Source organism: Paludibacterium flexuosum (genome assembly GCF_037076605.1).
Taxonomy (GTDB): domain Bacteria; phylum Pseudomonadota; class Gammaproteobacteria; order Burkholderiales; family Chromobacteriaceae; genus Paludibacterium.
Genome location: NZ_AP029060.1, coordinates 2895738 through 2907893 on the forward strand (window position 1 = coordinate 2895738; position 12156 = coordinate 2907893).

Genomic DNA, 12156 nt, shown 5'->3' on the forward strand with positions numbered 1-12156 from the left:
GTCACGATCTATTTTTGGAGGGGGAAGGAAAATGCGCCGTCAGTTCTTTGCAAACAGTATTCAGCGTTCTGCTTTGTGCAAAGAGGTGTGGACACATGCAACCTGTTGCAGGTTGGCAACCAGAGACGTGATGGCAACTCACGCCGAATATCAACGGGTCCTTTCCTGGAGTTGTGCATGCGGGCGAATGCAGCGCGTTTTCTCTCTAATTTCAGTGTGATCAAGGGGGCCATAATAATAAATCTGATGAGGCGCGGGCTGGGCGGTCGTGTTTGCCTACTTGACCTACGGTAGGGGGGGAGCAAAAGGCCAGCAGGGTGAAGCTGTGACCATGTGTCCAGCGGTAAGAATTTATGGCCACCCTATGAGATAGGGGGGGGGGTAAACAGGGATGGGGCATACTGTTTTGAAAGAGATGTGATGAGCAAAATTCTCATATTGGCATTTGATGTTTCGGCCATGAGGGTTGCTGGGACTCTCTAGGTGGTTCTATCCAGCGGTTGCAGCCCAAGTCTCTTGGCGCGACGGTTCTTTATGTGATGGAAACAGGGCTCAGTGTAGTAGAAGTGTGTATAGATATGTGTATATAAATGCTGATTCTGTTTTTCGTTTTTCTTAGAAAACATCATGTTAAGTTTTTAATTCTATTGCTGTCGGGGCGCCAGACCAGCCTTCGGGGCGCGCCGGTCGTTATCATGGAACCCGCTGGCCAGAGGCCCGGCGGGTTTTTTGTTGCCTGAGTCGGCGGCAGAAGCGGGGTTGAAACGGTTGTCCCATGCGGTGCACAATGCGGTTATTCTTTTCAAATCGTGCCGCATGGCACGGATACCCGCCGATGCCTTCCTCCCTTTCTCAGGCTGAAGTTCTCGCCCAGGCCCAACTTGACGCCTATAACGCCCATGACCTGGAGCCCTTTCTGGCATGCTTCGCCGAGCAGGTCCAGGTCTTTGTCTTCCCGTCCACACTACAATTTTCCGGCAAGGCCGCCATGCGTGAGCGATATGCCCAGCGATTTACCGACGAAACGCTGCATGCGCGTTTGTTAAATCGTATGGTTCAGGGGCAGACGGTGATTGATCAGGAGTTAGTGAGCCTGCGTTTGCCAGAGGGGCCAGGCACCATGGAGGCCATCGCCATCTACGACGTGCAGGACGGGCTGATTGCCCGCGTGACTTTCATCCTTGGCGTACAGCGTTTGCTGGCTGCCTGATGCGGGAGAACCCTTCTTGATGACCGAACTGAGCGCCGACGAACGCTACTGGCTGCAGCGGGTGCTCGACGACACGCTGGGTGACGAGGCGATGCCCGCCGAGATTGCCGACAGCCTGCAGGCACAGCAGTTGATTGCCTGGTCGCACGCTGCGGCTTGCTACGTGCGCGGGATCCGCGCCAGCGCGGCGGATCCCGGCTGAGTGGCGACACCTTACAGGTGGCTGACCTCTGTCGGTACCTCCGGCAAGGCCGCAAGCTGTTCGTCCGACTTGCTTTTCAGGGCGGCAAACATATCGCTGGTGATATCCATGCCTCTGGATGCGGCGGAGAGTATCGGTGTCACGATCCCGCCGAGGACCGCCACGGCCTGACTGCTGCTGTTGGCCGGATGAACGAAAGGCAGGCAGCCGGAAGCGATCATCAAACTGACCCGAGAGATCAGCGAAGCGGCCGTACCCAGCTCGATTGCCGTTTTATCTTTTGTTCCCAGCGCATGACACAGGCCGTAAATGCCGTTGGCCACAAGATCGTTGCCCATCGGCAGCGGGGGCTGTTGACGGCGGGTCTGGCGGAAATTGTAGAGTGCACAGCAGGCGTCCCCGATCATGATGGTGGCCAGCACGCCACCGACCACGGCGGCCGCGATACCGCCACTGGCCGCAATGGTCAGCCCAAGCCCAAGCAGGCTGATGCCGGCAAAGCCGACTTTGCCCAGCGCGGCATACCAGGCTCTTTTGACCCCCAGCTGTTCCGAACGCCGGGTGGCTTGCGCCAGCGCCTGCTCCCGCTGTACCGGGTCGGTGGTGGTCGTGTGCCGGACACTGCCGGGGCATGGTGGCCGGCAGTCCAGGGGGGGTAAGTCGTCCTTGGACGTGGGCGGGATCACCGCGAGGGGCGGTGTCGGTGCGTAGCTCCTGATTGCATGATCACGCATTGGTCAGGCTCCTGAGTTTGTCAGTAATGCAGCGTTTGCAGTTTGGCCCGGGCTTGCTGTGCCAGCTCGGGGTAACCTTCGTTGCCGCGCCGGCCTTCGCACAGGCAGAGCACATCCTGCAGGGCCGCTCGCGCCGCATCGAGGTCATGCAGCTGGGCCAGACAGGTCGCGATCTGCCAGATGGCGTGTGGGTCATCCGGCTGCAGGGCGTGGGCGTAGTGGCAAAACGAGAGCGCCAGCATGGCTTGTGCATTGGCCTGCAGGGTGGCGCTCAGCGCCAGGTGATATTGGGGGTTGAAGGGCTGTTGCATCACCAGCCAGGCAAACTCCATGCAGGCGCTGTCCAGGTCGCCCTGCAACCAGGCTGCATGGCCGCGTTCGTAGGCCGCGGCGAGCTGTGCGCTGTCCAGACCATTGAGCTGCGCCGGCGTGGTGTGGCCCAGACACAACGCCGCAGCCTGTTGCCGCACCCGGTGCTGTGTGGCCGCGGACATCCGGCCGGCTTGCCAATGAGGGAGATCAATCATCGCGACCCTCTTTTCTGCAGGTGATACGCAGCCAGGGGGCACCATCCATCAAGACGGTTTCTGCCCCTTCCTGTTGCATGAGCCTCACCAGCCGCTGACGTTGCTGTGCCAGCAGCGGGTCGGGCTCTTCGACAAAAATCATGGCATCGACCGTGTGGACCGCCTCGACCTCGGCCATGATCCGGTGCATCAGCGTCCGCAGAGATTGGACGGCGAGCCCGTCGTGAGACACCGCACGGAAGTCACACAGAATCAGCCTGTTGCCGTCCAGTCGGTAGGTCAGCTGGAATGACCGGCACGCCAGACGTTGTCCGAGCAGATAGTGACTGCCCAGGAAATACTCAGGCTGGACAGGCTGGCCGTGTCGGTGCAGGTAGGCGCTGACAGGATCCATGTTCACGGTCCTCAGTCGGTTTTCATGCTGTTGCTTTGCTGGATGTTGGCATCGGCCTGCACCAGCGCCTGGCTGAACTGCTGCAGATTGCTGAGTACCTGGCGGGCATCATTGGCCGAGCCCTCGGCATTTTTTTCCGATTGCTCACTCAGTCCGCGCTGGAACTCGGCATCCGCCATATTCTGCTGGCCGTCCAGCTCAAACTCGGCTGCCTTCAGTTCGGCCGAGCCGGTGGCGATCTGGTTGAAGCTGTTGACCATTTTGCCCAGCGGGCTTTTCTCGGGCAGCAGCGCGGTAAACACCGAGGTCACCCCGGTAGCGATTTTGGCGGAGGCCTTGGTGATTTCGGCCTGGTAATTGTTCTGCGCCGCTTCGCTGCGCGTGTTGTAGCTCAACCTGGCCATGGCGGTGGCGGTGACCTGATTGTTCTGGTCGATCAATTTGAGGATGCTGTGAATTTCCATCATCGATTGCATGACGACACGCATCAGCAGCGCAATGGACGGGACATCGCCCTGGCGAATGTCGACATTGTCGACTGCGCCGGGTAGCGTGGATGAGGTAACGTTCATAATTGGGCTCCGGATACTCAGATCGGATTGATGATCAATCGTTGGCTTTGGTGCAGGACGTTCAGACTGTCATTGCCACGGCGCATGCTGTTGGCCGCTTCTGTCATGTAATCGCTTGCCTCGGATTGCAGGTCTCTGGCCTTGGCGTCCAGCTGTGAAATCAGAAATTGCAGGAACATCGAATCGTTGATGTCATCCTGGATCTGTTTACGTGTTTTGGCGCTGTTGAGATCGATCACCCCACTGGTGATCTGCTCGGCGGCAGGGGTCACGGCAAAAGTCGTGAACTTGGCCGCTTCCAGGTATGTCATGTTCTTGTCGATGCCGCGTAGCAGCTTGGCGAACTTGCCATCGCCCTGCATGAGTTTGGATCCCGTGCCGGCGCCCATGCCGGTGATGGCGCTGCCCAGGCTGAACAATTCAGAAAAGAGCGCAATCTTGCCGGCAATATCGGCGACCTTGTCATAGGTGGATTTATGGTTGGGGTCCACCAGCGCCAGGGTTTTCATCAATGACTTGACCAGCAGGGCGCCGGCAGTGACCAGGTCCGCAACCCCGCCGACAACATTGCCCACCAGAATCTTGGCGACGCCGATAATGGCGTGAACTGCGGTATTGATCCAGTTCAGGATGGCGCCGAAAATCCCACCCTTCTTGGCTTTTTTCTGATCGGCCAGCGCCTTGTCGATCTGATCACGCAGATCATCACACTGCTTGTAGCGCAGGCTGGCGATAACATCGTTGGATTTGTTCATGCCATCGATGTCAATCGCCGCCAATTCCATACTGTTGTCGTACATATTGCAGGAGATGGCCACCATCACCTTGTCGACGGGCATGAGCTGAATATCGTCGACACTGATCTTCGTGCCTTTGCCCTGAGCCTGCATTTTCTCCAGCAGCCCTTGCAGCAGACTGCGCAGATCGCTCAGCCGTGTACCGGTTTTCGGTGGCGGTAATTGATGCCAGCCCGGGCTGTCTGTCTTGCCCGTTGCGGCGGGTGGTGCGGGCGGTTCGACGTCCTTGGGCGTATCAAGCCGGGATGGTTGAGACGGCAGGGCCTGATCCAGGACCGCGCCCAGGGCCAGATAGGCGTCTTCTACCGGATCAAAGTACTGCGACCGGATCTCCTGGCCGATCGGGGCGGTCTGGTCTGCAGATTCACTCTTGGGCAGAGCAGTGGTGCCGAGAGACGGCAAGTAAGCAATCGTGGTCATGTCGAGGTCTCCTTGGACGAGGCGCAAGCGCGCAATGCTTGCTCGATGTGTTGCCGCAGGGCGCGGTGTTCCGAGCGGTCCGCGCAACAACTCAGGGCGGCCTGATAGGCCTCGGCGGCGGCGTCAAACTGCTGTCTTCGCAGCAGGCATTCCCCGCTCAGCGCCGGCGGACGCGGATCGTCCAGCCGCAATGGCGCCGCCTGACTGAAGCTGTGTACCGCTTCTTCCAGCCGGTCCAGGCGCATGCAGGTCTGTCCCAGTGCCAGCCAATAGTCAAATTGCCAATGACTGAGACGGGTCAGCAGCGTCAGCCATTTGTAGGCGCTGGCATAGTCCTGTTGCCCAAACGCATGGCAGGCATGCAGATACAACTGGTCCAGCTCGCCTGGGTCGATATCCATCAGCGCTTGCAGGGTGACGCCGTTTTGCAGCAGATGTTGCAAGACTGCGGCACGGGAGTGATCAGGCATGCCGGCTCTCCTTGAACGGCCAGGCATGCCAGAGCATGCCTGGCGCCATTACACGCCCATGTTGCGCACGATGGCGTCGAGCATGGTCTTGACGTTGTTCAGTGCCGTGGTCATGTTGCTGGAGGCCGTGGCATAGGTCTGCATCTGTTGCTGAGTCTTCATCTGGTCTTGCGAAGACAGGCTGCTGTACTGGTCCGAAGTGTTGTCCAGTGCCGACTGGATGCGGGTCAGCTGCTCCTTGTCGAGGTCCTTGCCATCCTCCTTGCCAATGGCTTTCAGATAGTCATCGATGGAGCCCGAGCCGCCGTCCCAGGTGATGACAACATCGTACTGCTCGCAGGTGTTCTTGACGTCAGAAGGCAGGTCAGCCGTGCTGTTGGCGTCAGTCATGCCATTGATGGTCGCGCCTAGGTTGGCCGAGGCCTGTTTGGTATTGGCGGCTTCCTGATTGTGTTGCTGGATCAGTTGCGATTGCAGGATGACCATCTGGCCGGCAAATTCCAGTACCGAGTTCATGGCTTCATAGAAGGCCATGACCGGGTTGAAGCTCTGGGCATTGATCTGGTCGGCCAGCGACGCATACTTCGTATCCTGTGCCGCTGAGACATCAGCGGTGTTGGTCGTGGGAGGATTGAACTGGCTGTCGCTGTAATACGGGGGAGTGACTTGCATGGCATAACTCCTGGTGGGTCAAATAAAAGAGCGGCGCGGCTTGTTTTTGCCGCTGGTGGCCGCCGTTGGGGAATCGGTGCCCGAAAGGGCGGACTTCATGGCCTGTGCCCGGGCGGTCAGCTTCTGCTGCTTGGGGCCAATTTCTTCCTTCATCAGCGAGCCCAGACGAACCAGGGTGTCGCGAGCCTTGGCGTCGGCCGGGGCTCGTTGTTCCAGCAGGCCGATTTCCTCCTTGATGCGTCTGGTCAGCGCCATTTGTTCGGCGAGCTGGGCCTTGAGTTGCAGCATCAGCTCGGTCATCTGCTCGAAAGGATTCGTTGTCGTTTTCATGAGATATCCGCCTCTGTTGATGTCATGCATCGTAGGCAGGTCGACCGGACCAAGCTGTTGTCTTTCCCCTTTGGCTTTGCGGAATCGACAACAGGCAGCCGGCCGGCCGGGAGGGGAAATTTCGGGATACACGCAAGCTGTGAAATAATTGCGCTTTCTATGAAGCGGCCGGCCTCTCTGCCCGCCGCCTCGCGGGCATCTGACGCCTTTTCATTCCTGCCCTGGATCACATGGATATCGAACTTAAAACCCTGACTGCGCGCCTGCTGGCGCATCGCGTGGTGAGTCGCAGCGATCCGCTGGCGCGCCGGGCGCTGCTGGATGACATTTTTCGCAACGAGTTGGATCGCCGTCTGGCCGAGGTCGGCTTGCGGCTGGTCGAGAACCCCTATGCCGAGCATATTGCGGTCGCCTTGCTGCCGCCGATGATCGAACCGGTATTCGGCGCCGGCGACAGTTGGGTCAATAACAATCTGGGTTTGCCGCGCGATGGCGTGGCCCTGCTGGTCATCCTGTGGGCACAGATCATCCTGCCCAAGCGCGAGCGACAAATTGCCCGGGTTGAAGCCGGCCGCGAAGGGCAGAGTGATATGTTCGGTGCGCAGAAGCCGGTGGAAACCGGCGAGACCGTTTCTACCGGGGTGTCGGAGGATGCGCTTTATGCCGACTTCGGCAAGGCGCTGGGCGGACGGACCCGTTTCAATGCCAACCTGGGGCGTCTGGCCAACCTGGGCTTTGTCATCCGGCGCAATCGCATGCTGCTGGAAGGGCCGATGCTGGATTTGATGATCGATTACAGCCAGATGGCGCCACGCATCATCGAAGGGGCGCTGGCCGATGTGCTTGGTCGCCGTCAGGCGCTGACGCCGCAGGCTGCAGATGACTCGGTGGAGGGCGACTGATGTTCCAAATGAAATCGGTAGAAATGGTGCACTGGGACTTCTGGCAGCGGCTGTCTGTGCCGCTCGATGCCCAGATTGTCACCATCATCGGGCCCAACGGCTCGGGCAAGACCACCCTGCTGGATGCCATGCGTACCCTGCTGGCGATCAAGTGTTCCGGCAAGCGCGACTACAAACGCTATGTGCGCAACAACCGCGAAGCCTTCGCCTTTCTGCGCGGGGTGGTGGATAACCCGCGCCGGTTGTCCGGCGGCCTTTATCCGACGCCCTTCTTTCCGATCGTCAGCGAGACCGTCACGCTGTTGTGCCGCATCCGCAAGCAGGGTGGCGACTGGGTGCGCCATTACGCCATCCTCGAGGGCGATGTGTCACTGGAGGAGGCCGAAGGGCGTGCGCAATGGCTGGGGGTGCAGGAATACCGACGCCAGCTGGAAGTCGCCGGTCTGACCTCGGCGGTGGCCGAGGTGCTGGCGCTGGAGCAGGGCGATACCGACAAGCTGACCGAGTACTCGCCGCGGCAACTGCTGGACCTGGTGTTTCAGGTGTTCGGCGACAAGGACGTGCTGGACAACTATCAGCGTGCCCGCGACGAGCAAAAAGCCACCGAGCTGGAACTGGAGGCCCTGACCCGTCAGGAGGAGGCGCTGGAGGCCCGCGCGGAAACCATGCGTGCCCGCGCCAACCGCTATGTCGAGTGGCGGCAGCTGGCCGAACGCATCGAGCTGATCCGCGATCAGGCGCTGCCGGTGCTGAGCCATCTGGACGCCCGGGCTGGCTTTGCCTCGCTGTGGCAGGGCTACCGCAGCCAGCTGCGCGCTCTGCGCGTGGCGGAGAAGGAGCACGGCGACAGTCTGGATCTGGTACAGAAGCTGCTGCAGGCCGAGCAAAGCGCTGCCGAAGCCCGCGAGGCGGCTGAAACGCAGCGTCAGCACCTGCAGGATCAGTTTGTCGCCCTGAAGGCCGAGGTGGCCGCGGTGCAGGGGCAGTTGAAAGAGCGTGACCGACTGCAGGCCCTGGCCGGCAAGCAGTATGGTGAAGATGCCGGCGCCCTGGCGCAGAAACTGGCGGCCTTGCGTGCTGACAGTGAAGCGGTGCGGGATGCCCTGCGTGCCATGAAGCAGCAGCGCAGCGAGATGAGCCAGCATGTCGAGGCGCTGGAGATCGGCCGCGGCCGGGCGCCGGATGAGGTGCGGAAGTTCCGCGCGGCATTGGATGAAGCCAATATCCGCCATTGCATGCTGTCGGAGATTGTCGAGGTGCTGGATGCCGGCTGGCAGGGCGCGGTCGAGGCGCTGCTGCGTCCCTACCGCCATGTGGTGTTGCTGGAGCGGGCAGAAGACCGGCGTGCCGCCTGGCAGCTGGCAGAGCGTTTGCGCTACCGTCACTTCCTGGTCCATGAGCGCGAGCAGGCCCCGAAGGCAAGGCCGGGCAGTGTGCTGGAAGTGCTGCGTTTTTCGGCGGCGGCGCCGGACTGGCTGTATCGCCAGCTGGGGCAGGTGACCAGGGTGGAGAACGTCGCGGCGGCCGAACAGGTCGACGGCGACTGGATTACCCGCGAAGGTTATTTCCGCGAGCGGCGCGGCGCACGGCATATCGGTGTGGCGCCGCACGAGTACGCGTTTGGCGAGGGGGCGCGTCAGTCGCGTCTGCTGGCGCTGCGCGAGTCGCTGCGGCAGCTCAACCAGCAGGTGCTGGCTCACGAGGAGCGGCTGGTGGCGCTGAGTGCCGAAGCGGCGGCGCTGGCCGAGTATCTCGGCGGCATGGATGCCATTGCCGCCCTGGATGCCCGCAGCGAAGAGTTTGCGGCCCTGGCGCAGCAATTGCTCGGCCTGCAGGAGGCCGTGGCAAGGTTGGGCGGACAGCTGGCAGAGGCCCAGCAGGAAAAATCGGCCGCCGACCAGCGCTATAGCGATGCCCGTCTGGCGCATGACCGGGTGTGCCAGCGCGAGCAGGATGGCCTGGCGCAACTGGCCGCATTGCGCGGCCAGGTCGATGGCAGCCGTCGTCAGGTCCGCCGCCTGCTGCTGGAGTTGCGCGAGGGGGCGGCCCGCCTGCCGGATGGGGCGCTGGCGCCCGCACGGGTCGAGGCCCTGCTGGACGAGTACGACAGTGCCGCCGATGCCCGTCATCAGCTCAACTATCTGCAGGAGCGTCTGCAAAGTGGTGACTGGGAAACCGACGAGACGGTGCTGTCGCTCAAGGACAAGCTGCTTGACGACCTGGCACAGCTGGCACGTGAGCATCAGCGCCGTCAGCAGGAAGTGGATCGTGCCAGTGCGCTGACCGGTGACGCCCGCGCCGCCTATATCAACAAGCTGCGTGCCACGGTGCGGGCCTATGGCCAGAATGTCCGACGTCTGGGCGAGTTGGCCGGCATCGGCGTCGAGGTGGAGCTGCCGCAACTGGAGAATGATGATGCCGTGCTGGCACAGGCTGGTCTGGCCTTGCGCTTCAATTTCGACCAGAAGGGCATGATGGGCATGAATGACGGCGAGGCCTCCGGTGGTCAGCAGGTGATGAAATCGCTGATCCTGCTGATCGCCCTGATGATGGATGAAGCCAATCCGTCCGGCTTCGTGTTCATCGATGAGCCCTTCGCCCATCTGGATATCTTCAATATCGACCGGGTGGCGGGTTTCCTCAAGGCGACCGAGGCGCAGTATCTGATCACCACGCCGAACACCCACAATATCAATATTTTTGCGCCGTCCGAGCTGACGCTGGCGACGCGCAAGAAGCGGCCGGGCGAAGTCTGGGCCCCGCCGATCCTGCAGACCCGCCGCCGGGTGGATGGTCGCAGCGAGCACGCCGAAGGAGAGCGCTGATGGGGTATTCGATGCTGGCCATCGCGCTGGGTGGTTCGTTCGGGTGTCTACTGCGCTGGGGGCTGGGGCTGCAGCTCAATCACCTGTTTCCGACTTTGCCGCTGGGGACGCTGGCGGCGAATTTGCTCGGCGGCTATCTGATCGGGGTGGCGGTCGCTTTCTTTGCCGGCCATCCCGAGTTGCCGCCGCAGTGGCGGCTGATGGTGATCACCGGCTTTCTCGGTGGCCTGACGACGTTTTCCACCTTTTCAGCCGAAACCACGACGCTGTTGCAACAGGGGCGACTCTGGTGGGCTTTCGGCGCCATCGCCTTGCATGTCAGCGGTTCGCTGCTCATGACGCTGCTGGGCATGGCCACGGTTCAGTCGCTGAAATAGTTTTTTGCGATAACCGTATTGGATAAGGGGTTGCTTTTTGCCGGGGGCGGCGCAAACTTCAGCAGATCACCACAACAAACTGAAGGATTGCGCAATGTCTACTGTTACGTTGAAGGGAAACCCGGTTGAAGTGGCGGGCTCCTTGCCGGCCAAGGGCCAGGCGGCGCCGGATTTCTCGCTGACGGCGGCTGATCTGTCCGATGTGTCGCTGGCGGCCTTTGCCGGCAAGAAGAAAATCCTCAATATCTTCCCCAGTGTCGATACCCCGACCTGCGCCACCTCGGTGCGCAAGTTCAATCAGCAAGCCTCGGATCGTGCCGATACCGTGGTGCTGTGCATTTCGGCCGACCTGCCGTTCGCCCAGCAACGTTTCTGCGGTGCCGAGGGGCTGGAAAACGTCAAGAATCTGTCGACCTTCCGTCACCCTGAATTCCTGCAGAACTACGGTGTCAAGCTGGCCCAGGGGCCGCTGGCCGGGCTGTGTGCCCGTGCCGTGGTGGTGCTGGATGCCGATAACCGCGTGCTGCATGCCGAGCTGGTGAGCGAAATCGCCAATGAGCCGGACTATGCCGCTGCGCTGGCCGTGCTGTAAGGACTGACTGTATCAGGCCGCTCACCGGGTCACCGTGAGCGGCTTTGTCATTGGCGGCGGCGAATGACCACCGTGCCGGCAAGTTTGTCATGCAGGGATTGTTTGCGCCGGTCAATGATCACCCAGGCGTGGCCCAGGCCGAGCGTCAGATAGGACAGGAGGCAGGCCAGGGTCCGCAGCCAGGCCTGGCGCTGGGTCAGGGTGGCGCCGGTGCGGGCGTCCACGACTTCGGCGCGCAGCAGGTATTTGCCTGGCGTGGCCCGGATGCGGGTCAGAAAAAACACCGTCAGAACGGCGGGCAACAACCAGCGAGCGACCGCCATGACCAGCAAGGGTAACTGATGACGCCAGCAGGCCAGCTCGCTGCCACAGGCCAGCAGCCCGTGCCAGCTCAGCCCGGCGACCGGCCAGGCCCAGGCCATCAGACTGGTCAGCGCCAGCACCAGCAGCTTGTCGACAGACCAGGCGCAGGCTCGCGGCACAAAACCGACGTATTCAACTTCTTGTGTCATCGGAGGTTCGCCAGGGAGAGGGAAGGCCGGGTCAGCCTACCCGGCCTGTGTTGCAGGATTATTCAGTCCGGTCGGCAGCCAGGCTGGCCTGATGCTTGGCGGCCAGGCGCTGATAGTGCTCCGCCGAGTAGCGGAAATAGGCGATCTCTTCGGCGCTGAGCGGGCGTACGGCCTTGACCGGGTTGCCCAGGTAGAGATAGCCGGACTTGAGATGCTTGCCGGGCGGAACCAGTGAGCCGGCGCCGATCAGCACATGTTTTTCAATCACAGCCCGGTCGAGGACGATGCTGCCGATGCCGATCAGCACCTCGTCACCGATGGTGCAGCCATGCAGCGTGACGTGATGGCCGATGGTGACGTGCTCGCCAATGATCAGCGGGGCACCCTCGGGATCATCGCTGCGTTTGTGGGTGACGTGCAGCATGGCGAAATCCTGGATATTGCTGCCGGTACCGATGCGGATGTGATTGACGTCACCGCGCAGCACCGCGCAGGGCCAGACCGAGCTGCCCGCCGCGAGGCTGACATCGCCGATGACCACGGCGGCCGGATCAATGTGACTGCTGGGATCAATCTGCGGCCGGATGCCGTCGTAAGATCGGATATTGTGATTCATGGCC

The 12156-nt window shown here is 61.3% G+C and carries 16 protein-coding genes; 6 read left to right on the forward strand and 10 right to left on the reverse strand.

Annotated elements, in window-relative coordinates; genetic code table 11:
• The first annotated feature begins 835 nt into the window (after positions 1–835).
• Both AACH39_RS13835 and AACH39_RS13840 read left to right on the forward strand, forming a co-directional pair.
• A complete protein-coding gene (locus AACH39_RS13835; RefSeq protein WP_215778611.1) occupies positions 836–1210 on the forward strand; it encodes a nuclear transport factor 2 family protein in 375 nt (124 codons plus the stop codon).
• Positions 1211–1226: 16 nt separating this feature from the next.
• Positions 1227–1412 carry a hypothetical protein gene (locus AACH39_RS13840; RefSeq protein ID WP_215778609.1) on the forward strand — a complete coding sequence of 62 codons (186 nt, stop codon included), beginning with the start codon at positions 1227–1229 and terminating at the stop codon, positions 1410–1412.
• A gap of 11 nt (positions 1413–1423) precedes the next feature.
• Here AACH39_RS13840 and AACH39_RS13845 read toward each other — a convergent pair whose 3' ends face one another.
• The 8 genes from AACH39_RS13845 to AACH39_RS13880 are packed head-to-tail and all read right to left on the reverse strand — an operon-like array spanning position 1424 to position 6328.
• The gene (locus AACH39_RS13845) at positions 1424–2146 is read right to left on the reverse strand and encodes a hypothetical protein (protein WP_338620424.1); all 723 of its coding nucleotides are present in this window, start codon (positions 2144–2146) and stop codon (positions 1424–1426) included.
• Positions 2147–2166: 20 nt separating this feature from the next.
• Positions 2167–2673: a hypothetical protein gene (locus tag AACH39_RS13850; protein WP_215778604.1), complete on the reverse strand. Its 507-nt coding sequence runs from the start codon at positions 2671–2673 to the stop codon at positions 2167–2169.
• The gene (locus AACH39_RS13855; protein ID WP_215778602.1) at positions 2666–3067 is read right to left on the reverse strand and encodes a hypothetical protein; all 402 of its coding nucleotides are present in this window, start codon (positions 3065–3067) and stop codon (positions 2666–2668) included. Before AACH39_RS13855 ends, AACH39_RS13850 begins: the two co-directional genes overlap by 8 nt.
• A gap of 11 nt (positions 3068–3078) precedes the next feature.
• On the reverse strand, positions 3079–3639 hold the full coding sequence (locus AACH39_RS13860; RefSeq protein WP_338620425.1) for a hypothetical protein: 561 nt from the start codon (positions 3637–3639) through the stop codon (positions 3079–3081).
• A gap of 17 nt (positions 3640–3656) precedes the next feature.
• Positions 3657–4943, reverse strand: a complete 1287-nt coding sequence (sctE, locus tag AACH39_RS13865; RefSeq protein WP_338620427.1) for a type III secretion system translocon subunit SctE — start codon at positions 4941–4943, stop codon at positions 3657–3659.
• Positions 4853–5326, reverse strand: a complete 474-nt coding sequence (locus AACH39_RS13870) for a hypothetical protein (protein ID WP_338620429.1) — start codon at positions 5324–5326, stop codon at positions 4853–4855. The genes sctE and AACH39_RS13870 overlap by 91 nt, the downstream gene beginning before the upstream one ends.
• Positions 5327–5374: 48 nt before the next feature.
• Positions 5375–5998 carry a hypothetical protein gene (locus AACH39_RS13875; protein ID WP_338620431.1) on the reverse strand — a complete coding sequence of 208 codons (624 nt, stop codon included), beginning with the start codon at positions 5996–5998 and terminating at the stop codon, positions 5375–5377.
• 18 nt (positions 5999–6016) lie between these two features.
• The gene (locus tag AACH39_RS13880; protein WP_215778591.1) at positions 6017–6328 is read right to left on the reverse strand and encodes a hypothetical protein; all 312 of its coding nucleotides are present in this window, start codon (positions 6326–6328) and stop codon (positions 6017–6019) included.
• A 230-nt stretch (positions 6329–6558) separates the two neighbouring features.
• Here AACH39_RS13880 and AACH39_RS13885 point away from each other — a divergent pair, with 230 nt between their 5' ends.
• The 4 genes from AACH39_RS13885 (at position 6559) to tpx (ending at position 11024) form a co-directional block, all read left to right on the forward strand.
• Complete coding sequence (locus AACH39_RS13885; RefSeq protein WP_338620432.1) at positions 6559–7230, forward strand: hypothetical protein; 672 nt, start codon at positions 6559–6561, stop codon at positions 7228–7230.
• Entirely contained in the window at positions 7230–10055 is a 2826-nt protein-coding gene (locus AACH39_RS13890) for an ATP-binding protein (RefSeq protein WP_338620433.1), read from the forward strand. Before AACH39_RS13885 ends, AACH39_RS13890 begins: the two co-directional genes overlap by 1 nt.
• Positions 10055–10432, forward strand: a complete 378-nt coding sequence (gene crcB, locus AACH39_RS13895; protein ID WP_215778586.1) for a fluoride efflux transporter CrcB — start codon at positions 10055–10057, stop codon at positions 10430–10432. The genes AACH39_RS13890 and crcB overlap by 1 nt, the downstream gene beginning before the upstream one ends.
• 94 nt (positions 10433–10526) lie before the next feature.
• Complete coding sequence (gene tpx / locus AACH39_RS13900; RefSeq protein ID WP_215778584.1) at positions 10527–11024, forward strand: thiol peroxidase; 498 nt, start codon at positions 10527–10529, stop codon at positions 11022–11024.
• A gap of 47 nt (positions 11025–11071) precedes the next feature.
• Here tpx and AACH39_RS13905 read toward each other — a convergent pair whose 3' ends face one another.
• Both AACH39_RS13905 and AACH39_RS13910 read right to left on the reverse strand, forming a co-directional pair.
• On the reverse strand, positions 11072–11536 hold the full coding sequence (locus AACH39_RS13905; protein ID WP_215778581.1) for an RDD family protein: 465 nt from the start codon (positions 11534–11536) through the stop codon (positions 11072–11074).
• A gap of 58 nt (positions 11537–11594) precedes the next feature.
• Positions 11595–12152: a gamma carbonic anhydrase family protein gene (locus AACH39_RS13910; protein ID WP_215778579.1), complete on the reverse strand. Its 558-nt coding sequence runs from the start codon at positions 12150–12152 to the stop codon at positions 11595–11597.
• Positions 12153–12156 lie beyond the last annotated feature (4 nt).

Excerpts from the sequence above, each read along its gene's own strand:
- AACH39_RS13835 (WP_215778611.1), top strand. The coding sequence starts at position 836 with ATGCCTTCCTCCCTTTCTCAGGCTGAAGTTCTCGCCCAGGCCCAACTT.
- AACH39_RS13845 (WP_338620424.1), bottom strand. The coding sequence starts at position 2,146 with ATGCGTGATCATGCAATCAGGAGCTACGCACCGACACCGCCCCTCGCG.
- AACH39_RS13850 (WP_215778604.1), bottom strand. The coding sequence starts at position 2,673 with ATGATTGATCTCCCTCATTGGCAAGCCGGCCGGATGTCCGCGGCCACA.
- AACH39_RS13855 (WP_215778602.1), bottom strand. The coding sequence starts at position 3,067 with ATGGATCCTGTCAGCGCCTACCTGCACCGACACGGCCAGCCTGTCCAG.
- AACH39_RS13860 (WP_338620425.1), bottom strand. The coding sequence starts at position 3,639 with ATGAACGTTACCTCATCCACGCTACCCGGCGCAGTCGACAATGTCGAC.
- AACH39_RS13870 (WP_338620429.1), bottom strand. The coding sequence starts at position 5,326 with ATGCCTGATCACTCCCGTGCCGCAGTCTTGCAACATCTGCTGCAAAAC.
- AACH39_RS13875 (WP_338620431.1), bottom strand. The coding sequence starts at position 5,998 with ATGCAAGTCACTCCCCCGTATTACAGCGACAGCCAGTTCAATCCTCCC.
- AACH39_RS13880 (WP_215778591.1), bottom strand. The coding sequence starts at position 6,328 with ATGAAAACGACAACGAATCCTTTCGAGCAGATGACCGAGCTGATGCTG.
- AACH39_RS13885 (WP_338620432.1), top strand. The coding sequence starts at position 6,559 with ATGGATATCGAACTTAAAACCCTGACTGCGCGCCTGCTGGCGCATCGC.
- AACH39_RS13890 (WP_338620433.1), top strand. The coding sequence starts at position 7,230 with ATGTTCCAAATGAAATCGGTAGAAATGGTGCACTGGGACTTCTGGCAG.
- crcB (WP_215778586.1), top strand. The coding sequence starts at position 10,055 with ATGGGGTATTCGATGCTGGCCATCGCGCTGGGTGGTTCGTTCGGGTGT.
- tpx (WP_215778584.1), top strand. The coding sequence starts at position 10,527 with ATGTCTACTGTTACGTTGAAGGGAAACCCGGTTGAAGTGGCGGGCTCC.
- AACH39_RS13905 (WP_215778581.1), bottom strand. The coding sequence starts at position 11,536 with ATGACACAAGAAGTTGAATACGTCGGTTTTGTGCCGCGAGCCTGCGCC.
- AACH39_RS13910 (WP_215778579.1), bottom strand. The coding sequence starts at position 12,152 with ATGAATCACAATATCCGATCTTACGACGGCATCCGGCCGCAGATTGAT.